23 protein-coding genes and 2 pseudogenes are annotated in these 26,169 nt (G+C 68.7%); 18 read left to right on the top strand and 7 right to left on the bottom strand.

Features of this window, described 5'->3' with window-relative positions; genetic code table 11:
• Positions 1 to 34 precede the first annotated feature (34 nt).
• Complete coding sequence (locus QFZ29_RS07310) at positions 35 to 946, top strand: aminoglycoside phosphotransferase family protein (RefSeq protein WP_306893523.1); 912 nt, start codon at positions 35 to 37, stop codon at positions 944 to 946.
• A gap of 204 nt (positions 947 to 1,150) precedes the next feature.
• Positions 1,151 to 1,660: a GNAT family N-acetyltransferase gene (locus QFZ29_RS07305; protein ID WP_306893522.1), complete on the top strand. Its 510-nt coding sequence runs from the start codon at positions 1,151 to 1,153 to the stop codon at positions 1,658 to 1,660.
• 77 nt (positions 1,661 to 1,737) lie between these two features.
• Here the strand turns inward: QFZ29_RS07305 and QFZ29_RS07300 are convergent, their stop codons facing one another.
• Positions 1,738 to 2,160 (bottom strand): NUDIX domain-containing protein, encoded by a 423-nt coding sequence (locus QFZ29_RS07300; protein ID WP_306893521.1) that lies wholly within the window; start codon positions 2,158 to 2,160, stop codon positions 1,738 to 1,740.
• A 294-nt stretch (positions 2,161 to 2,454) separates the two neighbouring features.
• On the opposite strand from QFZ29_RS07300, the pseudogene QFZ29_RS07295 reads away from it, so the two are divergent.
• Positions 2,455 to 2,679 (top strand): annotated as a pseudogene (locus QFZ29_RS07295) (transposase); the annotation flags it as partial.
• Here the strand turns inward: QFZ29_RS07295 and QFZ29_RS07290 are convergent.
• Positions 2,676 to 2,864, bottom strand: coding sequence for a tyrosine-type recombinase/integrase (locus tag QFZ29_RS07290; RefSeq protein ID WP_306893520.1), 189 nt, complete (start codon positions 2,862 to 2,864; stop codon positions 2,676 to 2,678). The pseudogene QFZ29_RS07295 and the gene QFZ29_RS07290 sit on opposite strands and share 4 nt — an antisense overlap.
• 170 nt (positions 2,865 to 3,034) lie before the next feature.
• Here QFZ29_RS07290 and QFZ29_RS07285 point away from each other — a divergent pair, with 170 nt between their 5' ends.
• The 8 genes and pseudogenes from QFZ29_RS07285 to QFZ29_RS07250 all read left to right on the top strand — a co-directional run bounded on the left by QFZ29_RS07285 (position 3,035) and on the right by QFZ29_RS07250 (position 11,791).
• On the top strand, positions 3,035 to 3,304 hold the full coding sequence (locus tag QFZ29_RS07285) for a DUF6112 family protein (protein ID WP_306893519.1): 270 nt from the start codon (positions 3,035 to 3,037) through the stop codon (positions 3,302 to 3,304).
• 42 nt (positions 3,305 to 3,346) lie between these two features.
• The gene (locus QFZ29_RS07280; RefSeq protein WP_306893518.1) at positions 3,347 to 4,744 is read left to right on the top strand and encodes a conjugal transfer protein TrbL; all 1,398 of its coding nucleotides are present in this window, start codon (positions 3,347 to 3,349) and stop codon (positions 4,742 to 4,744) included.
• A gap of 2 nt (positions 4,745 to 4,746) precedes the next feature.
• Positions 4,747 to 6,209 (top strand): annotated as a pseudogene (locus tag QFZ29_RS07275) (SCO6880 family protein).
• Between the two features lie 380 nt (positions 6,210 to 6,589).
• On the top strand, positions 6,590 to 6,913 hold the full coding sequence (locus QFZ29_RS07270; protein WP_306893517.1) for a hypothetical protein: 324 nt from the start codon (positions 6,590 to 6,592) through the stop codon (positions 6,911 to 6,913).
• Between the two features lie 47 nt (positions 6,914 to 6,960).
• Complete coding sequence (locus QFZ29_RS07265; RefSeq protein ID WP_306893516.1) at positions 6,961 to 7,401, top strand: hypothetical protein; 441 nt, start codon at positions 6,961 to 6,963, stop codon at positions 7,399 to 7,401.
• The gene (locus tag QFZ29_RS07260) at positions 7,398 to 8,891 is read left to right on the top strand and encodes an ATP-binding protein (protein WP_306893515.1); all 1,494 of its coding nucleotides are present in this window, start codon (positions 7,398 to 7,400) and stop codon (positions 8,889 to 8,891) included. The genes QFZ29_RS07265 and QFZ29_RS07260 overlap by 4 nt, the downstream gene beginning before the upstream one ends.
• Before the next feature lie 48 nt (positions 8,892 to 8,939).
• Complete coding sequence (gene dprA / locus QFZ29_RS07255; protein ID WP_306893514.1) at positions 8,940 to 9,935, top strand: DNA-processing protein DprA; 996 nt, start codon at positions 8,940 to 8,942, stop codon at positions 9,933 to 9,935.
• Between the two features lie 44 nt (positions 9,936 to 9,979).
• The gene (locus tag QFZ29_RS07250) at positions 9,980 to 11,791 is read left to right on the top strand and encodes a type IV secretory system conjugative DNA transfer family protein (protein WP_306893513.1); all 1,812 of its coding nucleotides are present in this window, start codon (positions 9,980 to 9,982) and stop codon (positions 11,789 to 11,791) included.
• An 81-nt stretch (positions 11,792 to 11,872) separates the two neighbouring features.
• On the opposite strand, the gene QFZ29_RS07245 is transcribed toward QFZ29_RS07250, so the two are convergent.
• Genes QFZ29_RS07245 through QFZ29_RS07230 form a run of 4 tightly spaced genes read right to left on the bottom strand, consistent with a single transcriptional unit; the run spans position 11,873 to position 16,043 of the window.
• Positions 11,873 to 13,399, bottom strand: coding sequence for a GMC family oxidoreductase (locus tag QFZ29_RS07245; protein ID WP_306893512.1), 1,527 nt, complete (start codon positions 13,397 to 13,399; stop codon positions 11,873 to 11,875).
• Positions 13,392 to 14,159, bottom strand: coding sequence for an ABC transporter ATP-binding protein (locus QFZ29_RS07240; RefSeq protein WP_306893511.1), 768 nt, complete (start codon positions 14,157 to 14,159; stop codon positions 13,392 to 13,394). The genes QFZ29_RS07245 and QFZ29_RS07240 overlap by 8 nt, the downstream gene beginning before the upstream one ends.
• On the bottom strand, positions 14,159 to 15,001 hold the full coding sequence (locus tag QFZ29_RS07235) for an ABC transporter permease (RefSeq protein WP_306893510.1): 843 nt from the start codon (positions 14,999 to 15,001) through the stop codon (positions 14,159 to 14,161). The genes QFZ29_RS07240 and QFZ29_RS07235 overlap by 1 nt, the downstream gene beginning before the upstream one ends.
• A 28-nt stretch (positions 15,002 to 15,029) precedes the next feature.
• Positions 15,030 to 16,043, bottom strand: coding sequence for an ABC transporter substrate-binding protein (locus QFZ29_RS07230; protein WP_306893509.1), 1,014 nt, complete (start codon positions 16,041 to 16,043; stop codon positions 15,030 to 15,032).
• Positions 16,044 to 16,234: 191 nt separating this feature from the next.
• Between QFZ29_RS07230 and QFZ29_RS07225 the strand changes: the two genes are divergently transcribed.
• On the top strand, positions 16,235 to 17,869 hold the full coding sequence (locus QFZ29_RS07225) for an amidohydrolase (RefSeq protein WP_306893508.1): 1,635 nt from the start codon (positions 16,235 to 16,237) through the stop codon (positions 17,867 to 17,869).
• Here the strand turns inward: QFZ29_RS07225 and QFZ29_RS07220 are convergent.
• Positions 17,854 to 18,804, bottom strand: coding sequence for a LysR substrate-binding domain-containing protein (locus QFZ29_RS07220; RefSeq protein WP_306893507.1), 951 nt, complete (start codon positions 18,802 to 18,804; stop codon positions 17,854 to 17,856). The genes QFZ29_RS07225 and QFZ29_RS07220 overlap by 16 nt on opposite strands.
• 157 nt (positions 18,805 to 18,961) lie before the next feature.
• Between QFZ29_RS07220 and QFZ29_RS07215 the strand changes: the two genes are divergently transcribed.
• Genes QFZ29_RS07215 through QFZ29_RS07190 form a run of 6 tightly spaced genes read left to right on the top strand, consistent with a single transcriptional unit; the run spans position 18,962 to position 26,033 of the window.
• Positions 18,962 to 20,293, top strand: a complete 1,332-nt coding sequence (locus QFZ29_RS07215; protein ID WP_306893506.1) for a flavin-containing monooxygenase — start codon at positions 18,962 to 18,964, stop codon at positions 20,291 to 20,293.
• Positions 20,290 to 20,730, top strand: a complete 441-nt coding sequence (locus QFZ29_RS07210) for a RidA family protein (protein WP_306893505.1) — start codon at positions 20,290 to 20,292, stop codon at positions 20,728 to 20,730. Before QFZ29_RS07215 ends, QFZ29_RS07210 begins: the two co-directional genes overlap by 4 nt.
• The gene (locus QFZ29_RS07205) at positions 20,727 to 21,392 is read left to right on the top strand and encodes a DUF1028 domain-containing protein (RefSeq protein WP_306893504.1); all 666 of its coding nucleotides are present in this window, start codon (positions 20,727 to 20,729) and stop codon (positions 21,390 to 21,392) included. The genes QFZ29_RS07210 and QFZ29_RS07205 overlap by 4 nt, the downstream gene beginning before the upstream one ends.
• Complete coding sequence (locus QFZ29_RS07200) at positions 21,385 to 22,578, top strand: amidohydrolase (RefSeq protein ID WP_306893503.1); 1,194 nt, start codon at positions 21,385 to 21,387, stop codon at positions 22,576 to 22,578. Before QFZ29_RS07205 ends, QFZ29_RS07200 begins: the two co-directional genes overlap by 8 nt.
• Complete coding sequence (locus tag QFZ29_RS07195) at positions 22,562 to 24,049, top strand: aldehyde dehydrogenase (protein ID WP_306893502.1); 1,488 nt, start codon at positions 22,562 to 22,564, stop codon at positions 24,047 to 24,049. The genes QFZ29_RS07200 and QFZ29_RS07195 overlap by 17 nt, the downstream gene beginning before the upstream one ends.
• Before the next feature lie 22 nt (positions 24,050 to 24,071).
• Entirely contained in the window at positions 24,072 to 26,033 is a 1,962-nt protein-coding gene (locus tag QFZ29_RS07190) for a primary-amine oxidase (protein ID WP_306893501.1), read from the top strand.
• Positions 26,034 to 26,169 lie beyond the last annotated feature (136 nt).

Genomic DNA, 26,169 nt, shown 5'->3' with positions numbered 1-26,169 from the left:
GCCCCGCCATGAAATCTCGAGGTTAGAATGTCGGATGACCAGTCAGACCGACCTCGTACGAGCGGTGGCGCGGATCCACGGACTCCCGACCGGACCGATCTCGGAACCTGCGTGGCCCGGCGTGGTCAACAAGGTCAACATCGTTGGCAGCGGGGCCGACCGGTATGTGATCCGCACCCCACGCGATCGGGTGGGGGCCGAGGAGTTCGCGATAGAGGCGTGGTGTGCAGGGCGGGCCCGGGAGCATGCCATCCCCACTGCCGACATTGTCGGCGTAGGTGTGGTCAACGCAGTCGCCTACTCCGTCCAGAGGTTTGTCGCTGGTGCCAATGGTGAGACCGTCCGCAGCGCCGAGCTCTGGCGGACTCTCGGCGAGTACGCCCGCACCATCAACACAGTTCCGCTCGCTGACGCGCCCGAGGCACTGTTCTCCCGTTTCGGCCGTGATCTGCCCGCGGCATGGCGAGCGCACCTGGACTACAACGTCGACTCGCTCAATGACGCGGACCCCCTCCTGGAGCTCGGCGTCTACGATCGCGCAGAGCAGTCACGCGTGCGGGGCATTGTCGAGTCACTGAGGTATCACTCCTTCGAGTTTGGGCTCAGCCATGGCGACCTTGCCCTTCGCAATCTGCTGGTTGACCCCGGACGACCGCCTGTGCTCATCGACTGGGGATCGGCGGCCACCGGGCCGGTCCCGCACACCGATCTCCTCATCCTCCTTCGCGACCATGATCGGCTCGACAACCCTCGCGATGACGAGCTCACGTTCTTCAGCGAGGGATACGGCGTCGACCTCGACGCCCTGCGGCCCCAGCTCGACGCGATGCAGACCCTCGCCGCCGTCGACCTCGTTCGCTGGGCCCACGACCAGCGTCCTGATCTCCTCGACCAGACCATCACCGCTGCCCGCGAACGAGTCACCGGCCTCTCAACGCGGCGCTGAGACCAGATCCATCCGTGTTCGAGGCCCAGGGGTGAAGGAGTCTGCTTCGTGAGAGCGTTTCTCGCGACACGTTCCGGTGTTGGTGTCGTGCAGGACGTTGCGCCGCCGACGCCAGATGCTGGCCAGGTCGTCGTCGCTGTGGCGCGCGCCGGCATCTGCGGCACCGATTGGAAGCCTCTGTCGGCGATGCGTAGGCTCAGTCTCATGTCCGATGCCATCACGATCCGGGAACTCCGTGAGGAAGATGCGCCTGTGATTGCCGCGGCGTTCCAGGCGCTCGGATGGAGCAAAACCGTCGACCAGTACGAGAAATACGCACGGCAAGCTGTCGAGGGAACGCGTCAGTGCTTCGTGGCTGAGTTGAACGGTCAGTTCGCGGGCTACTGCACGTTGCTCTGGGCATCGGCATATCCACCGTTCCGCGACGTCGGCATCCCCGAGGTCAGTGACCTCAACGTGCTGCCCACCTTTCGCAATCGGGGCATTGGCAGTCGCCTCCTCGATGCCGTCGAAGAGGCAGCCGCCGCGCGCAGCACGAAAGTTGGACTGGGCGTCGGCCTGTATGCCGACTACGGCGCCGCCCAGCGCATCTACGTGCGACGCGGTTACCTGCCCGACGGACGCGGCATCATGTACGCCAATGAGCCTGTCGAGCCGGGTGCGTACGCCCGCATCGACGACGACGCCACGCTCATGTTCATTCGCAGCGTGTAGTAGCGCTGAGGTGTCCGCTTCTGCCGCTGTGGGCGTGCCATCGTGCCGATTACAAGGCGGCCACCACCTTCCTCGTGCTACAGGGCGAGGAGCAGGGGTAGGTCCGTCTGTAGGTGTGCGGGGTGAAGGCCAAGTTCACGGAGATCATCGGGTCCTGCCCACATCAGTTCGAAACTGTTGTCCGGGCCGTGTGCCTCCAACTCCGGACCCGAGAGCCGGGGTGTTCCCACGACGTCTGCCATGAGGAAGTAGCGCGCTTCGCGCCCGTTGTGCTCCCCCGCCAGGAGTTGCCGTTCAACCCGGGCACGCAGGGTGCTCTCTTCCCACAGTTCTCTCAAGGCCGCCTCTTCGAAGGTCTCGCCTGATTCGACACTGCCCCCGGGCAGGACTGCGTAGTCGGTGCCGTTGAAGTGCCGCTTGATGACCAGCACCTCATGATCTCGACGCACGACGGCTACCGCCCGTGGTCCCTGGTTTTCAGCCTCAACGTTCTCGCTCATGGTGCAACCGTGCCAGATCGAGTTGATCAAGTGGTCTGAATTCCTCGGGTTTTGCTCGGCTGACCGCCCCTTCAGCGCCCTTCTCGTTGTCCTCGTAGAGGTCCAGAGCCACGTCTGCGGCCGGGATGCGACCGGCGCCGCGGGTCGCACGGTCTCGAACGGCACCCGGTCGACCCCGTCTTGCGGCGGAAATGATCTTCACGTGCTCGGCTTCGCCCTTGACCGCTCCCTGTTCGGTGATGTTGAGCTCGGTGCCGATCTGCCAACTCCATCCTGCTCGGTGCGTGACTGCTCGACCAGGTCACGAACCGGAAACGTCGCGGGCGAAACGGTGGCCGCCCGGTCGACCTCGACAAGGAGGCCTACAAGCGCCGCAACGTCATCGAGCGTTCATTCAACACACTCAAGCAATGGCGAGGACTCGCCACTCGCTACGACAAACTCGCCCTGACCTACCGAGGTGGAGCGGTCCTCAGCGCCATTGTCGTGTGGTTACGCGAATTAGGAGACACACCCTAGCCCTCCGCGACGAACGCCTCGAATCGCTCAATCTGCGTGGCGTAGTCGCTGGGGTAGAGGTGGGCGTAGATCGCATCGGTAGTCGAGGCGTTGGCATGCCCCGTCCACCGGGACACCTGCCACGGCTGGAACCCTGCGGCGAGCATGAGGCTCGCAAAAGTGTGGCGGAGGTCATGGAACCGCATGTGGTCGGCACAACGCCTGTGACGGCGACGCGGGTAAAGGTGGCTCATCTGCACCGCAGAATTCGGCCCGGGCGGGAGAAGCCAATCGATCTGGCGTCTGCACGGTGAGCCTCGTGGCGAATGCCGCGCACCTTCCTGTCGACCACACCCACTAGATCGAGGAGTTTCCAGTGATCGACATCGATCCGAACGGCACCGGACTTCCCGGCATCGAGCAGTTGCGCCTCATCGTTGGCGCGGTGATGACGGTCGGCCTCATCCTCAGCGTCTTGGCGCTGATCAGCTCCGCGATCGTGTGGGGCTTCGGCGCGAACTCCTCGAACCCGCATCTCGCCGCCCGCGGCAAGCTCGGCGTCCTCGTCTCCTGCGCGGCGGCGGTCATCTGCGGAGCGTCCGTCACGCTGATCAACTTTTTCTGGACTGTCGGCCAGACCGTCTGACCTGGACGAGACGATCTGAGCAGGCACGCAAGGTCGAGCGCGATGAGCGTCTGCGACATCCCCGTCATCGCAGAGGTCTGCGGCGCAGTGGGCGAGGGCACCGCATCCCTCGTCGCAGCGCCGTTTGATTGGCTCGCGCACGCGATGGGCGCCGCCGCAGCCTGGTTGTTCGAAGCGGTCTGGACCGCCTTCGACACGACCACGCTCGTCGACCTCAGCGACCCCGGCTACATCGCGGTCTACAACGTGCTGTTCGGCGTGGCGGTCTTCGTCGCGCTGATCTTCTTCTGCATGCAACTGATCACCGGACTCGTGCACCGCGACCCTGGCGCCTTATCCCGCGCCGCGCTCGGGCTCGCGAAGTCAGTGCTAGGGTCGTTCGTCCTCGTCACGATCACCGGCCTGCTGCTCGAGATCACCGACCAACTCGCAATAGGCGTCGTTCAAGCCTCTGGCAACACGATGGAAGGGATGGGCGACCGGATCGCGCTCCTCGCCGTCGGCCTCACGACGATCAACATCGGCGCACCAGGTGTGGGCGCGATCGTGACGATCTTCCTCTCAGCACTCGCAATCAGCGCGGCCGCGATCGTCTGGTTCTCGCTCCTGATCCGCAAGGCCCTGCTGCTGGTGGCGATTGTGTTCGGGCCGGTCGCGCTCGCCGGTGCGACGTGGGATGCCGCGAAGGGGTGGTTCACGAAATGGGTCGCATTCGTGATCGCGCTCATCCTGTCCAAGCTCGTCCTCGTCGTGATCTTCCTCGTCGCGGTCGCCCAGGTATCTGCGCCGATCGACGCTGACCTCGCATCGATCAGCGACCCGATCGCCGGGATCGTGCTGATGTTCATCGCCGCGTTCGCCCCGTATCTCACGTACAAGTTCCTCAACTTCGTCGGCCTCGATATGCACCACGCCATGTCCAGCGAGCAGGAGGCCAAGTCGGCACTGAACCGACCGGTCCCGGTTCCCAACGGCCCGATGACGGATGCTGCGAAGCAGATCCTCGGGCCCAGCGAGAGCGGTGGCGGGGGCGGCCGGGCCACGCGCGGCGGGCACGCCGCGGCGACATCCGGCGGGCCATCCACGGGAGGCGGCGCCGGGCCAGCCGGCGCTTCGAGCACCGGCGCGGCGAGTAGCGCGGCAGCACGCACGGGGGCGTCCGGGGCCGGGGCTGGGGCAGGCGCGGGTGCTGCAGCCGGAGTCGCTGGGGCAGGCGTTGCTGTCGGTGCGGCAGTTGCAGGCGCGGCGGCGCAGGCCGGACCACGGGTCGGCACAGCGGTCGGGAACATCAGCGACTCACACGTCGATTCCGCCGGCGACATTGGGGCATCCTCTCCCTCAGCCGTGCCCCCGGTTCTCGGACCCTCAAGGCACTCGACGCCAGCGCCAATGCCGGATGCTGCATCGCCGGCCGCCGCCCGCGCACGAAAGGACGTCTGACCATGGACACCGACACCACACGCCCCGAATACACCCTCGCCCCGATTCAGTTCTCGAGGCTCACCCGGCGGGGCATCCTGCTCGGACTCTCGCTCCCCCAGCTCGTTGCGCTCGCGATCGGGTGCTCACCCTCGTAACCGCGCTGTACACCGCGGGCGCGTCCGGGATCGCGTGGACGGCCCCGATCTGGGGCACGGCCGCATTCGTCGCGGCGATCCCCATCGGCGGACGCAAGATCGTCGAATGGGTACCGATCACCAGCAGCTGGCTGTGGCGCGCCGCCCGCGGGCAGCTCACGTATCGGCGCCGAATCATCCGCCCGCGACCGGCTGGCACCCTCGCGCTGCCCGGTGACGCCGCACCCCTACGCGAGTGGCACGACCCCGAGTCCGGTGCGGTGATGATTCAGGACCCGCACGCCCAGACCCTCACCGCGATCGTTGCGGTCTCGCACCCCGCGTTCGCGCTCCTCGACCCCGGCGAACAACACCGACGGGTCACCGGATGGGGTCGTGTACTCGCGGGCGCCTGCCGCTCCGGGCGCATCGCCCGCCTCCAAGTCACCGAACGCACTCTCCCCGACTCCGGCACCGGGCTCGCGGAATGGTGGGAACGGCACGGCATCCACGACGACAGCTGGGCCGCGTCGACCTACCGCGAGCTCATCGAGCGCGCGGGCCCGGCCGGCGAGCGACACGCGACCACTATCAGCCTCTCCCTCGATTTGCGGGCCGCCGCCCGGCAGATCCGCACCTCGGGCGGCGGCATGCGCGGTGCCGCAACCGTGCTCCGCCAAGAGATGATCGCCGTCACCGGCGCGCTCCGGGCTGCCGACCTTGTCGTCGATGGATGGCTATCCGCAGACCAACTCGCGAGCTTCCTTCGCACCGCCTACGACCCGGATGTCGGCGTCGAACTCGAACGGCATCCCTCTATCGGGCGGGACCTCGCGACCGCCGGGCCGGTCGCTGTCGCCGAGTCGTGGGACCGGCTTCGCTCCGACAGTGCGTTCCACGCCGTCCTGTGGATCAGCGCATGGCCCAGGTCGCAGGTGTTCCCCGGCTTCCTCTCGCCGCTCGTCTTCACGAATGGGGTGCTCCGGACGGTCTCGCTGCACTACCTGCCGGTTCGGGCCGATCAGGCCGCGCGGGACCTACGGAAGAAGAAGACCGAGCTCATCAGCGACGCCCACCAACGCCGCCGCATCGGGCAGATCGAGGACGCCTCCGCGACGGCCGAGTACGACGACGTGCTGCAGCAAGAAGCCGATCTGACGGCCGGCCATGGGGTGCTGCGGACTACAGGGCTCGTGTGCGTTACCGCGCCGACCATCGACGAACTGGATGCCGCGGTCGCTGCGATCGAGCAAGTGGCTATTCAGGCGTCTTGCGAGGTCAGGCGACTCGTCGGACAGCAGGCGCAGGCGTTCACTGCGGCGGCACTGCCGCTCTGTCGGAGCGTGTGATTGGCAGAGCGTCCCACCGGTGATTTGGCGCCAGGCCCGACGTTGCATGTTGAGACACCTCGGCCTATCCTCGAACATATCTTCGAATCTCTGAGGAGGCCGCATGCTCACAACACACGGTGAGCCCGTCACCGTTTGGTTGGACGGCGCCGACCTTCCAACACGACTCGTCCATCGCGGTATGCGCTACCGAGTCATCGACCAGCCCACCTCACTTCCCCGAAATCCCGAATGGCCGAGCGGTATCTCTCACCCACCAGCAGACGTGCTCCTGGCACCTGGGTGGCGTGTCACCGGACGCGCCGACGACGGCACTGTTCTCATCTTCGACTTGCGCCACGCGCCGAGCGGCTGGACCGTCGAAGCGACGTACGCCTGACGTGGGCGGCAACCGCAGGTACCCCGACGCTGCTGACGAACGCGCCGACGAGATCCGCCTCGAGCAGGAAAAGCTCGGGAATCCGGTCAGCCTGACGACCGCCGAAGTCCGACGCACCGGCTCCCACGCAGAGGCCCCCGAACCGGTCCCTGTTATCGCATCCGTCCGGTATCGAGTCGTCTACGAGGAACCACGAAGGGTGGAAGGCGAGGCCGTGGCCTGGACCCGTGGCGCCGTGCTCGTGAAGTACGCCGACCCGATGACGCGGCAGGATCGGTTCGTCTGGGTATACGCCAACGCCGTGACGCGACGCACCTCGCGGTGACCTGCTGGGTGCACCTTCAGGACGAAGCATCCTGATTGGAGCTCGTCATGACCACCCTTGTACAGCGCACGCCTGCTTTCCGGTGGATCAGCGTCGTCTTTCTCCAAGGCGAGGAGGGCGACGCGGTGCTCGAGATGATCGACCATGCCGGACCAGGCGCGGCAATCGAGTACCTGCAGCAGTGGGACTTCGGTGACGAGACCACCGAGGCCGCGCTTGAGAACGGGTACGTGTATGACGCCATTCCAGCCGGCAGCACCGACCGCACCACAACCGATGACGCGGGGCGATACGCACTGACGTACAGCTCGCAATTCGCCTACGTGTCGCTGCTGCGCAGTTACGACCCCGACGTCGAACCAGCGCTTGCTGTCGCCCTCGAGCGGCCTGCGACGGCGGGTGAGCGGGCGATGGCCGAGCACCCCGACCAGTGGTTCTCGTCGCACGAATTAATTACGCATCGCGCAGCACATTCGGTGACGCGGTGAGCGACGCTGACGCGCAGGAGCGCCTGCACACCGCGGCGCTGGTCGAACCGCACCACGAGCGCCGCAGCGATCGCCGCGCGCGGAAGCGTTCGGCAGCGCAGATCGAGGCCGCCGCCCGCAAGGCGAAGTCGCGCGAGCAACGCACTCGATGGCTGGCCGAGCGGGCAGAGGAGCGCTCGGCGGCCTATCTTCCCGCGGGTGGCGAGGCCGGTCCCGGCCAGCTTCGGATGCCGGGCAGGCTCAAGCTGCCCAAACACCAGGACACGTCCGCGACGCTCGCTGGGCACTACCCGTTCCTCGCCGAGGCCGGCCTCGGATCGGCCGGGGTGTTCGTCGGGCAGGACCTGTACTCGGGCGGCTCGTTCGTCTACGACCCGTGGGTGCTGTACCAGCACGGTATGATCACTGCGCCGAACATCGTGCTCGCCGGCATTGTCGGGTCCGGCAAGTCGTCGCTCGCGAAGTCCCTCTACACGCGGTCGCTGCCGTTCGGGCGGCGAGTGTACGTGCCCGGGGACCCGAAGGGCGAGCACACCCCGGTCGCCGAAGCCGTGGGCGGGAAGGCGATCATCCTCGGCCATGGGCTCCGGAACCGACTGAACCCGCTCGATGAAGGCCACCGCGCCTCATCCGCATCAGATGCAGAATGGGCCGCGCAGCTCGCGGCCCGCCGACGTGAGCTGATCGGCGCCCTTGCCGAAACGGTCCTCGACCGCACCCTGACACCGCTCGAGCACACCGCGATCGATCTCGCCCTCGCTGACGCGGTTCGATGCGCCGAGGTCCCGATCCTGCCGATGGTCGTCGACCGCATCCTGGCGCCGAATTCCGAGGACGACCCCGACCGGCGGCTCGCTGAAGACGGCCGGCTCGTCGGGCACGCACTCAGGCGGCTCGTCGCCGGCGATCTCGCCGGACTCTTCGACGGGCCATCCACCGTGCGATTCGATCCATCGCTGCCGATGGTGTCACTCGACCTGTCCCGCGTCGCAGAGAACTCGACCCTGATCTCGGTGCTGATGACCTGTTCGTCGGCGTGGATGGAGTCCGCGCTGGCAGACCCGGCCGGCGGGCAGCGTTGGGTGATCTACGACGAAGCCTGGCGGCTGATGGCCTACCCGGCACTGCTGCGCCGGATGGACGCGCAGTGGCGGCTCGCCAGGCACTTCGGGATCGCGAACATGCTCGTGTTCCACAAGCTCAGCGACCTCGACAACGTCGGCGACTCGGGGTCCGCGATGCGAGCGCTCGCGTCATCCCTGCTCGCGAACGCTGAAACCCGGATTGTGTACCGGCAGGAGCCCGACCAGCTCGGTTCCACCGCGACCGCGCTCGGGCTGTCCGGCACCGAACAGAAGCTGCTGCCGGCGCTCGGCCTCGGGCAGGGGCTCTGGCGGGTCAAGGACCGCAGCTTCGTTGTGCAGCACCAGTTGCACCCCGACGAGCTCGTTGCATTCGACACGACCGCGCGGATGACCGGCACACCGTAGCGGAAGGTGCCGGCCGTACACCTTCCAAGCGAAACGAGGAGGCATTCGATGGCCGATAGCGTGGACCAGCAGCGGGAAGCGAGGATGACGCTCGCGGCGCTATCCGAACCGAGCGACATTATCACCGGGACTCTCGTCGCACGGCTCGGTGCCACGGAGACGGTCGAACTCATCACGAGCGGAGATCGGCTCCCGAACGGTGTCGACCCTGCGGAGGGCGAACTCTGGCGGCGACGCCTCGCGCCGAGGATCAACCCGGGTCAAGTCGACCGGATCCGCGCGGACATGGAGCAGCATGACCTGCGCCTGCTGATTCCGGAGGACGTCGACTGGCCCGGGGAACTGCAGCAGCTCGGCGCGAGTGCCCCGCTCGCGCTCTGGCTCAAGGGCAACGGCCACCGGCTCGCGTCCCCGCTCTCGAGCAGGGTAGCGATCGTCGGATCTCGCGCTGCAACCGGCTACGGCGAGCACATCACCAGAGAATTGGCATCCGACCTCGCGTCCCAGCACCGACTGATCTGTTCGGGTGGCGCGTACGGCATCGATGGGGCCGCCCACCGTGCCGCGACCAGCGCACAGCCCGGTTCGACGATCGCGGTCCTCGCGAGTGGGCTCGACCGTCTCTACCCGGCCGGCAATGAACAGCTCTTCGAACGGATCGTAGAGACCGGCGGCCTCGTCGTGAGCGAACTCCCGCCCGGTGCATCCCCCACCCGTTGGCGGTTCCAGCAACGAAACCGGATTCTCGCTGCTCTCGCCGGTGCGGCTGTCGTCGTCGAAGCCGGCAATCGATCCGGATCGCTCAACATCGCCGGGCAAGCGCACTCCCTCGGCCGGCCGGTCGGAGCCGTCCCCGGCCCCGTCACCAGCCCTGCGAGCGCCGGCTGCCACCGACTCATCCAGGAAGGCGTCGCGAGCCTCGTCACCGACGCGCAGGACATCACCGACCTCCTCGACTCCACCGCAGGCTTCTCCGGGGACCGGACCTTCGCCTACTCCACCATTCGGCACTTCAGCCGCACCGGCGCCGACCTCATCCTCTGAGGGACCGCGATGAAAAAGCCGATGCGACGGATGCCACGGGCGCGATGAGCACGACACGAGCTCAGGGTGCCCTCGGCGATGAACTCGCCAACCTCGGTATCGGTCTGCTGATTGGAGCGGCCGCGCTCGCGTTGCTGCTCCGCGCCGCCGGCGCCATCGCCGCGTGGGCAGCCGGCCTCCCCCAACCAGCCGGCGGACCGGAAGCCGGCCTTGGTGTGCTCCTCACCCCAGACGATCCATCCGCCGCGTTGGACGCGCCCGGCCTGCACCCGATCGCATTCTGGGTCACCGCGGTACTCCTGATCGGCGCCGCCGTCACGGTGGCGATCTGGTTGTGGCGGATGCTGCATGACGCCGGCCGTGCCGCGAACACCGACCCGCACCGCATTCCCGGTATCGCCACGCGCACCGATGTCAAGCGCGCAGCATCCCGCACCGCGCTCATGAAGCGCGTCGCCCATCTGCGCCCGTCGTTGTCGGATGCCGGCCCGACCGACGTCGGGTACCTCCTCGGCCGCTCCCACGGCACGAACGTCTGGGCCAGCGTCGAAGACTCGATGCTCGTCATCGGCCCGCCGCGCTCCGGCAAGGGCGCGCACATCGTGCTCAACGCGATCCTCGACGCCCCCGGCCCCGTGGTCACCACGTCGACGCGACCCGATAACCTCACCGTCACGCTCCGCGCCCGACGGCGTGTCGGACCGGTGGCGGTGTTCGACCCGCAGCAGCTTGCAGCCGGGGTACCCGCAGGGCTCCGATGGTCGCCCATCCGCGGCTGTGAGGATCCGCTCACCGCGATGATCCGCGCGACCGGACTCGCCGCCGGCACGGGGCTCGCCGCCGGCGGCGTCGACGGTGGCGGATTCTGGGAAGCAAAGACCCGCACCGCCTTGCAAGCCCTCCTTCACGCCGCAGCACTTGACCGCCGACCGCCCGCTGAGCTCTTCCGATGGACCCTCGACCCCGCCGCAGCCCACGACGCCGTCGCAATCCTGCTCGGCAACTCCAACGCCGCGATCGGGTGGGGCGACGCGCTCCAGGCCATGCTCGACGCCGACCCCCGCACCCGCGACTCGATCTGGCAGGGCGTTTCCCTGTCCCTCGGCGCCCTCGCCGACCCCCGCGTCCTCGACGCAGTCTCCCCCGGGGACGGAGAAGCGTTCGACCCCGAAGGATTCCTGCGCAGCAATGGCACGCTCTACTTACTCGCCACTGGCGCCGGGGCCAATAACTCCGCCGCCCTCGTCGCCGCGTTCGTCGAAGATCTTATCGAGACCGCCCGCCGCATCGCCGCACGCAAGCCCGGGGCCCGCCTCGACCCACCCCTCCTGCTCGCACTCGACGAGATCGGCAACCTCGCACCACTCCCCTCCCTGCCCAGCCTGATGGCCGAAGGCGGCGGCACCGGCATCACTACCATGCCGGTGCTGCAGTCCCTCGCGCAGGCCCGCACGAAGTGGAGCGATAACGCCGCCACAGCCATCTGGGATGCCTCGATCGTCAAGATCGTCCTCGGCGGAGCATCCGGCTCCCGCGACCTCCAAGATCTCTCGACCCTCATCGGCGAACGCGACGAAACCACCGACTCGACCACCGTCGGCGATCGCGGATCCCGCTCGTCCCAGCGCTCGATCCGCCGCGTCGCAATCATGCCGCCCGACACGATCCGCACCCTCCCGTTCGGCACCGGCCTCATCCTGCTCCGCGCCGCCCCACCCGTCATCGCGAAGCTGCGGATGTGGACCGAACGCTCGAACGCCCCGGAACTGAAGGCGAACCGAGCCGAGATCGAAGCACTGCTGCGAGCGACGACTCGCGATCAACCCCCGGAACAGCCCGTCAGCCAAGCAGAGTGACAGCCACACGCAGCACTACACGTCGAGGTCGGCGTGACCGAGTTGATACTGCAGGTGAGGTCGTTATACTCGACGACCCACTCAGACCACCGCCGGCTCCCGGATTAGATCAACCGCGCGCTCGGCGACCGTCATGATGAGCCCCACCGGGTTGAGCGCCGACAGCGTCGGGAACACGGACGCATCCACGACCCGCAACCCGGCCACACCCCGGACCCGCAGCTCGCTGTCCAGCACGGCGAGCGGGTCGTCCTCCGCGCCCATGCGGCACGTGCACGACACGTGGTAGACCGTCTGGTGCGTCGCTCGAAGGACGGCGGAGAGCTCCTCGTCGGTCTGTACGTGCTCGCCGGGGAACACCTCGCGGACGAGGTGCGAGGCGAACGGCTCCTGCTGTGCGACACGGCGCGCCAGCTTCACGCCCTCGACCAGCATCCGCTCGTCACGACCCTCGACGTCCGTGAACGCGCGATAGTCGATCGCCGGCGCGGCATCCGGATCGGCGGACGTGATCCAGACGCGTCCGCGGCTGCGGGGCTTGGCGACGTTCGGCGCGAGTGAGACGTTGTTCGCCGGGATCCGCACACCGTGATTCTCCGCGTGCACGGTCCAGGAGTGCAGCGGGATGTGCGTGGAGACGTCGGGCACCGTGCTGTCCTCGTCGATGCGCAGCGCGTAGCCAGCATCCCACCCAGTCGCCGACACCTCACTCCGTTCGCCGCGGGCCTCCCAGACGATGAGACTCTCGGCGTGATCCTGAAGGTTCTCGCCAACACCAGGCAGGCCGACCAGCACGTCGACGCCGGCGTCCGCGAGCACCGCCGCCGGGCCGATACCCGACCGCATGAGCAGCGCCGGCGAGTCGATGGCTCCGCAGCTGACGATGACCTCTCGCGACGCACGGATCTCGCGCCACTCCCCTGCCACGCGCGCCCGGACACCGACGGCCTGCCCCGACTCAAGCAGCACCTTCTCGACCAGCGCCTCGAGCACGAGGGCGAGGTTCGGCCGCTCGACGCCGTGCAGGTAGGCGCGCGACGTCGACGAACGCAGGTTGGTCGCCGGGTCGTAGCCGATCTCGAAGAAGCCCGCCCCCTCCGCGAACTCCACGTCGTTCCACGTCTCACGACGCGGCAGGTCAAGAGCGGATGCCGCGGCCGCGACGGCATCGGCGACGTAGGCGTTCTGGTCGGCGGGGTCCACCGGCGTGATCGGGGTGGCGAGCCGGTCGAAGTAAGGCGACACCGTGTCGTAGTCCCAGCCCTCGACGCCGAGCGACGCCCACTCGTCGAGGTCGCCGCGCAGCGGCCGCCAGCTGATCATCGTATTCGCCGTCGAGCAGCCACCGAGGATGCGCAGGCGTGCCTGCCGAATGTCGGAGTTGCCGCGCTCCTGCGCGACGCTCCGGTAGTCGCGGTCGTACTCCCCCTCGAGCATCTCCGCCCAGCGGCGGATCGATCCGGCGCGAGGTTCGTGCTCGTCGCTCGGGCCCGCCTCGATGAGGCAGACCGTGACGCCCGGGTCCTCGCTCAACCGCGCGGCGACGATGCACCCGGCGGTGCCGCCACCCACAACGACGTAGTCGTACTCGTCGTGCGACTCAGGCATGGTGGATCAGCCCGAGGATCTCGCTGTAGTAGTGGTGGAACTCGGGGCTTCCGATCACCTCCGGGTCGCGCGGACGGGGCAGATCGATGTCGAACTCGGCGCGCACCTTTCCGGGGCGCGGGGTCATCGCGACGACGCGGTCAGAGAGGAACACGGCCTCCTCGATGTCGTGGGTGATCAGCATGACCGTCATGCGGTTTCGCTCCCACACGGTGGTCAGGAGTTCCTGCATCGTGCGGCGGGTCAGCGCGTCGAGCGCTCCGAAGGGCTCGTCCATGAGGAGCACTTCCGGCCCGTAGGCGAGCGACCGCGCGAGGGCGACGCGCTGCTGCATTCCGCCGGAGAGCTGCGCCGGGAACGAGTCCTCGAACCCGGCCAGGCCGACCTGCGACAACACGTCGCGCGCCCGGTCGACGCGCTGCCGGCGCGACATCCCCTGCTCGCCGCGGAGCGCGAAGATGACGTTCTCGATCGCGGTGAGCCAGGGCAGCAGCGTGGCCGACTGGAAGACGACGCCCCGGTCGCGGCCCGGCCCGTGGATCGGGTTTCCCTCGATGGATGCCACGCCGTCGGTCGGCGGCTCGAGCCCGGCGATGATCGAGAGCAGGGTGCTCTTGCCGCATCCCGATGCGCCGACGACGGAGACGAACTCCTGCTCGCCGAGCGTGAGCGTCACATCACTGAGCGCGTGGACGTCCCCGAACCGCTTGTTGACGTTCTCGACGCGGACCTTGGGCTGGAGAAGCGTGGGCGACGACATCAGGAACGTCCCTTCAGGTAGCGGAAGAAGCGGCGACCGAGCGCGCGCATGATCTGGTCGAAGACGAGACCGAGAAGGCCCAGGATGATGACGTATCCGATGATGAGGTCGGTCTCGAGGAAGCGCTGCGCCTGCGTGATGCGGTAGCCCATGCCCGAGGTGGCGGCGACGAGCTCGGCGACGACGAGCCAGGTCCACGCCCAGCCCAGGCTGATGCGCAGGGCGTCCCAGATGCGCGGCAGTGCCGCGGGGAAGACGATGCGGATCATGATCTGCCCGCGGAAGAGGCCGAGGGTCGCACCGAGGTTGCGGTACGACGCCGGAACGCGGCGCACGGCGTCGGCGAACAGCAGCACCTGCTGGAAGAACGTGCCGAGGAAGATGATGAGGAACTTCTGCGAGTCATCCGTTCCCACCCAGAGGATCGTCAGCGGCACGAAGGCCACGACCGGCATGTAGCGGATGAAGTCGATGATGGGCTCGACCGCGGCTTCGACGCGGTCGATCGATCCGCACAGCACGCCGATCGGCACGGCGAGCACGGTGCTGGCGAGGAAGCCGACCATGACGCGATACGTGCTCACGCCCATGTCCGACCAGAGCTCGCCGTTGACGGCCTGCTCGCCGAGCTTCTCGACCACGGCCAGCGGCGACGGCAGGAACAGCGGGTTGACGAGCTCGGACAGCGTGATCGCCGTCCAGACGACGATGAGGGTGATGAAGCCGATCACCGCGATGGTGATGTACTGCCGACGCGACAGCGGCGCGTCGATGACGGAGCGGGCCGCGCCCGCCGCGCGCTTGCGGGGCGCGACGGGTGCGGTCGTGGTGGAGATCGTCATTGGTGACTTTCCTGGAGTGGGGCGGGGATCACTGGGCGGCTTCGACGAAGGCGTCATCCACCAGGGCGTCGAGGTCGGCACCGCCTTCGAGCAGACCGACCTGCGTGGCGACCTCTTCGACCGTCGGCAGCACCGACTCGGAGTAGTCGCCGCCGAAGCGGGTCTTGTTCTCCTCGAGGGAGTAGAACTCGACGCCGTCGAACGCGGTCGCGAGGGCATCGACGTCGCTGCCGACGTTCTCGGCGATGATCGAGCGGGCCTCGTCAGTGTCGGAGCGGTAGAACTCGATCGCGGGGCCCCACGCGTTGACGACCTTCTGGACGGCCTCGGGGTTCTCGTCGAGGTAGCCGTTGTCGACGATCAGGACATCGCTGATCAGACCGGCCTTCTCGGCGGCGGTGAAGATGACCTCGAAGTCACCGGCGTTGCGCGCCTCGGAGATATAGGGCTCGTAGGTGACGGCGGCCGGGACGCTGCCTCCGATGAGTGCGGTGGCGGCCTCGGACGGGTCCATCGGTACCGGCGAGATGTCGTCGAGGCTCAGGCCCGACTCCTCGAGGGCGTACCCGAGGAGCAGGTTGCTGACCGATCCCTCTTCGAAGGCGATGTCCTGTCCGGCGAGGTCGGCGACGTCGGTGATCGATCCGTCGGTGAGGATCGCGTCGGCGGTGAGCGACGCGTCGAGCAGGAGGACGATCGAGATGTCGAGGCCCTGCTCGGCCAGCTGCAGCGCCGTGTGGCTCGCGACGTTCGCGACCTGGATGCGGTCGGAGGCGAAGGCGGCGCTCATGTCGGCGTCGTTCATGAAGTTGGTGATGGTCACATCGACGTCCTCGTCGTCGAAGTAGCCCTTCTCCTGAGCGATGTACCAGGGGCCGTAGCCGAGCCAGGGCTGGATGCCCATGCCGACGGCGTCGGAGCCGGATGCCGCGTCGGTGCTGCCGGAGCCGGGGGTGCCGGCGCAGGCGGTGAGGGCGATGAGGGAAGCACCGGTGAGTCCGACGGCGACCGCCGTGCGAAGGGAGCGTGTGGAGCGGAACATGGGTGTCCTTCCGGAACAAGGGATCGGGCGAGTGCGTCTAGCTTCCGGACCGCCATCGACCCGCGCAAATAGCCGCGAGCGACACCATACATCGATTATTTTGATGCAACTCGTCGGCAATATCGGCGTTACAAATGCGAAACACGAGCCGCTGAGGGTAAGGGCGTCGTTCCACTCACAAAGGGGTCCCCATGCTGACGACGCTGTACACGAACGGACTGCTCTACCTCGGCGAGGGCAAGTTCCGCCGCGGGCACGTCCTGACGCGCGGCGAACGCATCGAGCGAGTGGTGTTCGACGACGCCGCTCCTTTCCGAGCCGACGAGGTGGTCGATCTGCAGGGCGGCACGCTGCTGCCGGGGTTCCAGGACGCGCACGTGCACCCCCTCCTGGCCGGCATCCAACTCCTCGGCGTCGATCTCGCGCCGGTCCACGACCGCGAGGGCTATCGGCGGATTGTCGCGGAGTACGCGCGGGCGCACCCCGACGCCGCGGTGCTCTCCGGGGGCGGCTGGTTCGGCGACGTCTTCCCCGGCGGCTTCCCCACCGCCGGCGACCTCGACTACGTCGTCTCCGATCGACCCGTCGTCCTGCACAGTCACGACGCGCACGGTGTGTGGCTCAACAGCGCCGCTCTCGCCGCGGCCGGTATCGATGCCGCCACTCCCGACCCCGACGGCGGGCGCATCTTCCGCGAAGCCGACGGCGCACCGACTGGGATGCTGGTCGAAGGGGCGGTCGGCCTCGTCGGCCACCTCCTCACCGACCCGGAACCCGCGACTCTGGTCGAGGCGCTCCTCGCTGCTCAGCAGCGCCTGCACTCAGTCGGCATTACGGCCTGGCAGGACGCCGCAGTGGGGGCGTCGGATCTCGGCCCCGATGCCCTCCCCGTCTACGAGGAACTCGACCGGCGCCGGCTCCTCACCGCTCGCGTGGTGACCGCGCTGTGGTGGGACCGGACGCGCGGTCTCGACCAGATCGCCGACCTCGAGGCGATCCGCGAGCGGCTCTGCAGCAGCCGGCGACTGGATGGCGGCACCGTGAAGGTCATGGTCGACGGCATGGTCGAGAACCACACAGCCGCGATGCTCGAGCCGTTCGAGGGCACCACCGACGACTACGGCGTGACCTTCATCGCTCCGGATGCCCTGCGGCGCCTGAGCGTCGCGCTCGACGCCGCCGACTTCCAGATCCACTTCCACGCCGTCGGCGACGCGGCCGTCCGGAGTTGCCTCGACGCGCTGACCGCGGTCCGCGCACAGAACGGTGTCTCGGCGAACCGCCACCACATCGCTCACCTCGACATCGTCGACGCCGCCGACGTCGGTCGCTTCGGCGAGTTGGATGCCGCGGCGAACGTCACCCCGTTGTGGGCGCGGACCGACGAGGAGATCGTCACCCGCAAGCTGCCCCTGCTCGGCGCCGACCGAGCCCGGCACCACTTCCGGTTCGCCGACATCGCCGGAGCCGGCGGACGGATCGTGGGCGGCAGCGACTGGCCGGTCACAGACCCCAACCCGCTGTGGTCGGTGCGGACGGCCGTCACCCGGACGGGAGTGCCCGAGGACCCGCACGCAATCGGTGCCGACGTCCTGACCGAACCGCTCCTCACGGAGCAGGCGCTCTCGCTGGCGGAGGCGCTCGACGCGTATCTGTCCAACGCGGCCTACGTCAATCGGCTCGAAGCGTCGACGGGCACGCTCCGTGACGGGATGCTGGCCGACCTGGTGTGGATCGACCGCGATCTGCGCGACGTCGACGCCCTCGGGCGGGCGCGCGTGCGCCGGACGGTGGTCGGCGGGGAGACGGTCTACGAGGCCGTCTGAGTCGCGTCCGCGGTCGACCCCATAATGCGGGCGACGGCGAGGCGTGCTTCGTCGGCGAACAGGCTCGCCTTCCGCGTCATGGGGGCGGACGATGCCCGACGCGCGAGCACGATGTCGAGGGGGCGCGTCGGCTCGACGATGCTCAGCCGGTGCAGCTCGCCACCCGAGTAGGTGTAGCCGAGCTTCGGCTGCTGGTTGAGCAGCGTGAAGCCGTGGCCGCTCGCCACCATCGCTCGGACGCCCTCGAAGTTGGCGAACCGGTAGCGCACCGACGCCCGGAGCCCGTGGTCCGTGAACGCCTGCATGAAGTAGTCGCGGCTCACCGGCAGGTCCAGCAGCACCATGGGCTCGTCGACCAGATCGGCCAGCCGCACGCTCGAGCGCCCCGCGAGGGTGTGCGTCGCGCCGACCGCGACGTAGAGCGGCACCTGCGCGAGCACCTCGCGCGTGATGTCGCCGTCGAGGCCGAGGTCGTAGGTCAGCGCGACCTCGATCGCCTGGTCGTGGAGTGCGTCGTTGACGCCGTCCGCGAGGAGCTCGGTGACATCGAGCTGGAGCTCGGGGTGAGCCTCCTCGAGGGAGCTCACGATGCTCGGCAGGTAGAACGGCGCGAGGGTGCGGAAACAGCCGACGTTCACGCGCCCGGCGGTGTTCTCAGGCCGCAGTGCGCTGACCGCATCGTCGACCGCGGCCAGGATGGCCCGGCTGCGCTGCAGGAAGTCGACGCCCTGCGTCGTGATCTGCAGCCCCTTGGCTCGGCGGCGGATCAGCAGTTGCACGCCGAGCGACTTCTCGAGGTTCGCGATCGACGTGGAGATCGCCGACTGCGCGACGAACAGTTCCTCGCCCGCCCACGTCATGCTGCCCTGCTCGGCCGCGGCCACGAAGTAGCGCAACTGCGTAAGCGAGATGTCCGGCTTCTGGGTCGGGCGCATCGAGACCTCGTATTTCGAATGTGTTTCAGAGATATTGCCGTGGTTACGTCATCTTGATTTTAGATGCAAAGCGCCGTGTTCCGCTATTTGCGCCGCCGCTCGGGGCTTCCCAAACTCGTGATGACTTCTCTCCCCGATCGAAAGCCGCGCAGACACCATGGCGTCATCCCCTTCCCCTCTCACCCCCGACGACCGCGACGTGGAGGTGATCGTGGTCGGCGCCGGTCAGGCGGGCGTCGCGATCAGCGAGCACCTGACGCGCTCCGGCATCCGTCATGTCGTGCTCGAGCGCGGTCGCATCGCCGAGCGGTGGCGTTCCGAGCGGTGGGACTCGCTGGTGACGAACGGACCGGTGTGGCACGACCGTTTCCCCGGCATGGAGTTCGCCGACGTCGCTCCCGATGGGTTCGCGACGAAGGAGCAGGTCGCGGAGTACATGAGCACCTACGCCGAGAAGTTCGGAGGGCCGGTGCGCTGCGGCGTCGAGGTGACGGCGGTCCGCCGCGCCGTGGGAGCCGCGGGTTTCCTCGTCGACACGACGGACGGGCAGTACCGGGCCCGGTACGTCGTCGCCGCGACCGGCGCGTTCCAGCAGCCCGCGATCCCGGCGCTCGTTCCCGCCGAGGCGGGCATAGCGCAGATCCACTCGTCCGGGTACCGCAACCCGCAGCAGCTCCCCTCCGGCGCCGTGCTCGTCGTCGGTGCCGGTTCGTCGGGCGTGCAGATCGCCGCCGAGCTCCAGCGCGCCGGACGCCAGGTGTACCTCGCCGTCGGACCACACGACCGCCCGCCGCGCAGCTACCGCGGTCGCGACTTCGTCTGGTGGCTCGGCGTGCTCGACAAGTGGGATGCCGCGACTCCCCCGCTCGGCGCGGAGCACGTGACTATCGCGGTCAGCGGTGCCGACGGCGGTCACACCGTCGACTTCCGCCGGTTGGCCGCGGAGGGCGTCGTGCTGGTCGGCCGCGCGAACTCGTACGTCGACGGCACCGTGGGGTTCGGCGACGACCTCGCCCGCAACATCGCCGCCGGCGACGCGAACTATCTCGGGGTGCTCGAGGAGGCAGACGCGTACATCGCGCGGAACGGCCTCGATCTTCCCGAGGAGCCCGAGGCGAAGGTGCTCAACTCCGACCCGGCCTGCGTCACCGATCCGCTCCGTGAACTCGACCTGGCCGAGGCCGGCGTGACGTCGATCGTGTGGGCCACCGGGTTCACCTCCGACTATCGCTGGCTCCCCGCTGAGGCGCTCGACGAGAACGGTCGCCCCCGTCACCGTCGCGGCGTCTCCCCCGAAGCCGGCATCTACTTCCTCGGTCTTCCGTGGCAGTCGCGCCGCGGGTCGAGCTTCATCTGGGGCGTGTGGCACGACGCGAAGCACGTCGCCGATCACATCGCGATCCAGCGGATGTATGCCGCGTACCGCCCGGCGGACACCACCACCGACGCTGACCTGCTCGAGCCGATGAGTCTGGAGACCTCCCGATGACTGCGCACACCCGCATCCGTCCGTTCAACACGAAGGCCACCTACCCCGAGCAGTCGATCGACAACGACCTGTGTCAGGCGGTCGTCGCCGGCGGCGTGGTGTACCTGCGTGGTCAGATCGGTCAGGATCTCGAGACGCGCGAGAGCGTCGGCATCGGCGACGTCGAGGCGCAGGCCGAGAAGGCGATGGCGAACATCGACATGCTGCTCCGCGAGGCGGGCTCCCGTCTCGAGGACATCGTGAAGGTCGTCGTGTACCTCACCGACATCCGCTACCGCGAGCCGGTGTACCGCACGATGGGACGCTGGCTGAAGGGCGTCTACCCCGTCTCCACCGGGCTGGTGGTCGACGCGCTCGCCCGTCCCGAGTGGCTCGTCGAGATCGACGCCACCGCCGTGATCAGCGACCCCGCCGACGACACCGAGGTGACCCTGTGACCCTTTCCCTCATCGCCCATCACGACGGCGCCTTCGGCATCGTCATCTCGTCGTCGAGCCCCGCCGTCGCCTCGCGGTGCGCCCACCTGCGCGCCGGCGTCGGCGCGGTGGCCTCGCAGAACGTCACCAACCCCGCGCTCGGGCCCGCGGCCCTCGACGCACTGGAGAGCGGCGCGACCGCCGCCGAGGCGATCGCGGCGGCGCTCGCGACCGACGGCTTCGCCGACTACCGGCAGGTGACCGTGGTCGACGCGGCCGGCCGCATCGCTGTGCATTCCGGGGCACAGGCCCTCGGCATCCACGGCGAATCCCTCGGCGACGCGTGCCTGGCCGCAGGCAACCTCCTCGACAATGAAGGGGTGCTCGACGCGATGGTCGGCGGCTACACCGCCGCAACGGGAACGCTCGAGGAGCGCCTCCTCGCCGCGCTCGAAACTGCGGTCGCCGCGGGCGGCGAGGCCGGGCCACTGCGCTCAGCCGGCCTGTCGGTGGTGGAGGACGCGCCGTGGCGCGTCACCGACCTCCGCGTCGACGACCACGACGACCCCATCGGCGAGCTCCGTCGCCTCGTTGACCTGTGGATGCCACAGAAGGACGCCTACCTGACCCGCGCCGTCTCGCCGGGTGCCGCCCCCTCTTACGGCGTCCCCGGCGATGAATGACCCCGCCGTCGCTGCGGCCGACCTCAAGAGCCGCGCCGCCACGGCGATCGACGCGCATCGCGACGCGATCCTCGCGGTGAGCCACGCGCTCCACGCCGCACCCGAGACGGCGTGGCAGGAGCACGCGTCGGCGACGCTGCTCGCCGACACGCTCGAGGGTCTCGGCATGACGGTGACGCGCGGCGCGGGTGGTCTGGAGACCGCGTTCGTCTCGTCGGCGGGAACCGGCTCGCGCACCGTCGCGGTCGTCGCCGAGTACGACGCCCTCGCCGGGCTCGGCCACGCGTGCGGCCACAACATCATCGCCGCCGCGGCCGTCGGTGCGGCATCCGCCCTCGTGCCGCTGGCCGATGCGCTCGACGCCACGGTCCAGGTTATCGGCACGCCGGCCGAGGAGGGCGGCGGCGGCAAGATCCACCTGCTCCACGCGGGCGTCTTCGACGAGGTCGATCTCGCGATGATGGTCCACCCCGGCCCGGCCGACGCGCTGTACGCCCGCCCGCTCGCGGTCGCGCACTTCGACGTCGCCTACACCGGGCGGGAGTCGCACGCGTCGGCCTATCCGACCCTCGGCATCAACGCGGCCGACGCGTTCACCGTCGCGCAGGTCGCCATCGGCCTGCTCCGTCAGCAGCTGCCGGCGTCGGTGCGCGTGCACGGCGTCGTCCGCGAGGCCGGCACCGCCCCGAACGCCATCCCCGGATCGGCCCTCGGCAGCTGGTACGTCCGCGCCGCGTCGCTCGAGGAGTTGGATGCCGCGTTCCGTCGCGTGACCGCCTGCTTCGAGGCCGGCGCGCTCGCCACCGGCTGCGAGATCGACATCCGCGAGACGAGCCCGCGATACTCCGAGTTCCGCAACGACGACGCCCTGGCGGCCGCGTTCGCCGCGAACGCCGCCGCACTCGGCCGTGACATGGATGCCGAGGAGCGGCATCCGGGTGGGATGAACACCGCCTCGACCGACATGGGCAACGTGTCTCGCCGGGTCCGCGCCATCCACCCCTACCTCGGCATCGATTCCGCGCCCGCCGTCAACCACCAGGCGGCGTTCGCCCACGCGTCGATCCGGCCCGCCGGCGACCGCGCGGCGCTCGACGGCGCGCTGCTGATGGCGCAGACGATCATCGACGCCCTCACCGAGACACCCGACCCCGACCAGGAGACCGCACATGCACACGCACGCTGACTGGCAGCGTCTCGCCGAGACGATCGAGCCGCGCACCCGCGCGTACATCGACGGCGCTTTCGTCGACGCCGCCGACGGCGAGACGTTTGAGACGGTGAACCCCGCGACCGGAGCCGTCATCGCCCGCGTCGCCCGGGGGCGCGAGGTCGAAATCGACCGCGCGGTCGCCGCCGCTCGACGCTCGTTCGAGTCGGGCGTGTGGTCGCAGGCCGCGCCCGCCGAGCGCAAGGGGGTGCTGCTGGCGCTCGCGGGTGCGATCCGGGATGCCGCGGACGAACTCGCCCTGCTCGACAGCATCGACGGCGGCAAGCTCATCGCCGACACGACGGCGATCGACATCCCCGGGAGCGCCGCGATCCTGCAGTGGTACGCGGAGGCGATCGACAAGGTCTACGGCGAGGTCGCCCCGACCGGCGGCACCGACCTGGCGGTCGTCACCCGCGAGCCCGTCGGTGTCGTCGGTGCGGTCGTGCCGTGGAACTACCCCCTCGAGACGGCGATCTGGAAGCTCGCCCCCGCACTGGCTGCGGGCAACAGCGTCGTGCTGAAGCCGGCCGAGGAGACGCCGCTGTCGGCGCTGCGCTTCGCCGAGCTCGCCACCGAGGCGGGTCTGCCCGCCGGGGTGCTCAACGTCGTGCCGGGCTACGGTCACGAGGCCGGTCAGGCTCTCGGCCTGCACGATGACGTCGACGTGATCGCGTTCACCGGGTCGACCTCGGTTGGCAAGAAGTTCCTCGAGTACTCCAGCCGGTCGAACATGAAGGCGGTGTGGCTCGAGTGCGGCGGTAAAAGCGCGAATCTCGTGTTCGCCGACGTCGCCGATCTCGACGCGGTCGCCGACTTCGCCGTCGCCGGCATCTTCACGTGCAGCGGTCAGGTCTGCTCGGCGAACTCGCGCCTGCTGGTGGAGCGATCGATCGTCGACGACCTCACCGACCGCGTCGTCGCGCGCGCCCGCGCGATTCGCGTCGGCGACCCCCTCGACCCCGACACTGCCATGGGCCCGCTCGTGAGCGCGGCACAGCTGACGCGGGTGCGCGGACACGTCGACGGCGCCCGATCAGCCGCGCGGCTCGTGACCGGGGGTGACACCTCACTAGCGGAGTCGGGCGGGTTCTTCCTCGAGCCGACCGTCTTCGCCGACACCCCGGTGGACAGCGCGCTGTGGCGGGAGGAGATCTTCGGCCCGGTGCTGGCGATCACCCCGTTCGACGACGAGGCCGAGGCGATCCGCCTCGCTAACGACAGCGACTACGGCCTCGCGGCATCCGTCTTCACCGACAACATCCATCGGGCGCTCCGGGTCTCGAAGGCGCTGCGGGCGGGCACCGTGTCGGTGAACACGGTGGACGCGCTGGACGTCGTGACGCCGTTCGGTGGCGCGAAACAGTCGGGCTTCGGCCGAGACCTCTCGCTGCACGCCTTCGACAACTACACCGCCCTCAAGACCACCTGGTTCGCCGGGCGCTGAGCCCGCACCCTCGGAGAGAGCCATGACGCACGCACTCGACCGCCTCACCGCCGAAGAGATCGACACCAGTCGCCGCCTCGTGCTCGCCGACGGGTTCGACGAGGATGCCACGGCCTTCATGCTCGTGAACCTCATCGAACCCGAGAAGCATGCCGTCCTGGACGGCACGGCCACGGAGCGACGCGTCGGCAGCGTGCTGCTCGACCGGCGCGACGGCACGGTCTCCGAGATCACGACCGACCTGACGGCGGGCCGCGTGGTCGCACGGCGCACGATCGACCTCACCGAGGAGGGCCAACCGCCGATCGTGCTCGAGGAGTTCGACCGCATCGAGGAGCTGCTGCGCGCGCACGACGGCTGGGTCGACGCGATGCACACGCGCGGCATCGACGACGTCTCCCTCGTCCGCATCTCGGCCCTGTCGGCGGGCCGCTTCGGTCTGCCCGATGAAGACGGCCGCCGCATCGTGCGCTGCCTGTCGTTCCTGCAGCTCGACGCCGATGACAACGCGTGGGCGCACCCGATCGACGGCATCGTCGCGTACGTCGACCTCGTCACCGGCGAGGTGATGAAGCTGATCGACGACAAGATCTTCGACATCCCGCTCGAGCGGTACAACTTCCACCGTGCCGACGAGCTACCGGCGCCGCGTCAGACGCAGAAGCCGATCGTTATCACGCAGCCCGAGGGCCCGAGCTTCACCGTCGACGGTGATGTCGTCGAGTGGGAGAAGTGGCGGTTCCGCATCGGGTTCAACCAGGTGGAGGGGCTCACACTGCACGAGATCGGTTTTACCGACGGCGAGCGCCACCGTCCGATCGTGTACCGGGCGTCGGTGGCCGAGATGGTGGTGCCCTACGGCGACCCGAGCCCGGTGCGGTTCTGGCAGAACTACTTCGATGCCGGCGAGTACTCGCTGGGCAAGTCGGCGAACTCGCTGACCCTCGGGTGCGACTGCCTCGGCGAGATCCGCTACTTCGACGCCACGATCGCCGCGACCGACGGCAAGCCGCAGACGATCACGAACGCGATCTGCATGCACGAGGAGGATGCATCCATCCTCTGGAAGCACACCGACGAGTACTACCACTCGACCGATGTGCGCCGGAACCGGCGACTGGTCGTCTCGTTCTTCATCACGGTCGGCAACTACGACTACGGCTTCTACTGGCATTTCTATCTCGACGGCCGCATCGAGCTGGAGTGCAAGGCGACCGGCGTGGTGTTCGCGTCGGCCTACCCGGGAGCGCAACCCGACGGCAGCGATTACCCGTGGGCGTCGGAGATCGCACCCGGGATCGGCGCGCCGTACCACCAGCACCTGTTCTCGGCCCGGCTCGACGTCACGCTCGACGGCGTGCGCAACGCGGTCGACGAGCTCGAGGCGAAGCGCGTGCAGATGGGGCCCGAGAACCAGTACGGCAACGGCTTCACTCTGGCGACGCGGCGGTTGAAGACGGAGCAGGAGGGCGTGCGCGATGCCGACGGCAAGCGCGGTCGGGCCTGGCACATCGTGAACCCCGAGGTGCGGAACGTCGTGGGCAGGCCGGTCGGCTACATCCTCCGCTCGGAGGGCCAGCCGAGTCTGCTCGCCGACCCGTCGTCGTCGATCGCGCGCCGTGCAGCGTTCACTACCCACGACCTGTGGGTCACGCGATACTCCCCGACCGAGCGCTATCCGTCGGGCGAGCTCGTGAACCAGAACAACGGCTTCGGCACGATCGACCGCTGGATCGAGCGCGACGCCGACATCGACGGTCAGGACATCGTCGTGTGGCACACGTTCGGGCTCACGCACTTCCCGCGCACCGAGGACTGGCCGATCATGCCCGTCGACAGCACCGGCTTCTCCCTCGTGCCGCACGGCTTCTTCGACCACAACCCGACCCTCGACGTGCCAGCTCCGGCTCCCGCTCACGGCACCTGCCACACCGGCGCCGCGACCTGCCACTGCAGCGACGGGCACGGTTCCTGCGGGTGCTGAGGTGATCGAACCGACCTTGGACCGGATGCCGCACGCGACGTCGTTCCACAACGATCGACGCGGCTCGCACACCGGGGGGTTCGGCCGATGATCCTCTCACTCCCGGCAGTGCTCGAGCGTCGGCAGCACCGCCGAC

Source organism: Agromyces albus (genome assembly GCF_030815405.1).
GTDB classification, from domain to species: Bacteria; Actinomycetota; Actinomycetes; order Actinomycetales; family Microbacteriaceae; genus Agromyces; species Agromyces albus_A.
Note: the sequence above shows the minus strand (reverse complement) of the source record. Positions and strands in the feature narration are given on the sequence as shown.

Excerpts from the sequence above, each read along its gene's own strand:
- QFZ29_RS07305 (WP_306893522.1), top strand. The coding sequence starts at position 1,151 with ATGTCCGATGCCATCACGATCCGGGAACTCCGTGAGGAAGATGCGCCT.
- QFZ29_RS07310 (WP_306893523.1), top strand. The coding sequence starts at position 35 with ATGACCAGTCAGACCGACCTCGTACGAGCGGTGGCGCGGATCCACGGA.
- QFZ29_RS07245 (WP_306893512.1), bottom strand. The coding sequence starts at position 13,399 with ATGCCTGAGTCGCACGACGAGTACGACTACGTCGTTGTGGGTGGCGGC.
- QFZ29_RS07200 (WP_306893503.1), top strand. The coding sequence starts at position 21,385 with ATGAATGACCCCGCCGTCGCTGCGGCCGACCTCAAGAGCCGCGCCGCC.
- QFZ29_RS07290 (WP_306893520.1), bottom strand. The coding sequence starts at position 2,864 with ATGCGGTTCCATGACCTCCGCCACACTTTTGCGAGCCTCATGCTCGCC.
- QFZ29_RS07300 (WP_306893521.1), bottom strand. The coding sequence starts at position 2,160 with ATGAGCGAGAACGTTGAGGCTGAAAACCAGGGACCACGGGCGGTAGCC.
- QFZ29_RS07280 (WP_306893518.1), top strand. The coding sequence starts at position 3,347 with ATGAGCGTCTGCGACATCCCCGTCATCGCAGAGGTCTGCGGCGCAGTG.
- QFZ29_RS07235 (WP_306893510.1), bottom strand. The coding sequence starts at position 15,001 with ATGACGATCTCCACCACGACCGCACCCGTCGCGCCCCGCAAGCGCGCG.
- QFZ29_RS07220 (WP_306893507.1), bottom strand. The coding sequence starts at position 18,804 with ATGCGCCCGACCCAGAAGCCGGACATCTCGCTTACGCAGTTGCGCTAC.
- QFZ29_RS07225 (WP_306893508.1), top strand. The coding sequence starts at position 16,235 with ATGCTGACGACGCTGTACACGAACGGACTGCTCTACCTCGGCGAGGGC.
- QFZ29_RS07195 (WP_306893502.1), top strand. The coding sequence starts at position 22,562 with ATGCACACGCACGCTGACTGGCAGCGTCTCGCCGAGACGATCGAGCCG.
- QFZ29_RS07215 (WP_306893506.1), top strand. The coding sequence starts at position 18,962 with ATGGCGTCATCCCCTTCCCCTCTCACCCCCGACGACCGCGACGTGGAG.
- dprA (WP_306893514.1), top strand. The coding sequence starts at position 8,940 with ATGGCCGATAGCGTGGACCAGCAGCGGGAAGCGAGGATGACGCTCGCG.
- QFZ29_RS07190 (WP_306893501.1), top strand. The coding sequence starts at position 24,072 with ATGACGCACGCACTCGACCGCCTCACCGCCGAAGAGATCGACACCAGT.
- QFZ29_RS07230 (WP_306893509.1), bottom strand. The coding sequence starts at position 16,043 with ATGTTCCGCTCCACACGCTCCCTTCGCACGGCGGTCGCCGTCGGACTC.
- QFZ29_RS07240 (WP_306893511.1), bottom strand. The coding sequence starts at position 14,159 with ATGTCGTCGCCCACGCTTCTCCAGCCCAAGGTCCGCGTCGAGAACGTC.
- QFZ29_RS07210 (WP_306893505.1), top strand. The coding sequence starts at position 20,290 with ATGACTGCGCACACCCGCATCCGTCCGTTCAACACGAAGGCCACCTAC.
- QFZ29_RS07265 (WP_306893516.1), top strand. The coding sequence starts at position 6,961 with ATGACCACCCTTGTACAGCGCACGCCTGCTTTCCGGTGGATCAGCGTC.
- QFZ29_RS07250 (WP_306893513.1), top strand. The coding sequence starts at position 9,980 with ATGAGCACGACACGAGCTCAGGGTGCCCTCGGCGATGAACTCGCCAAC.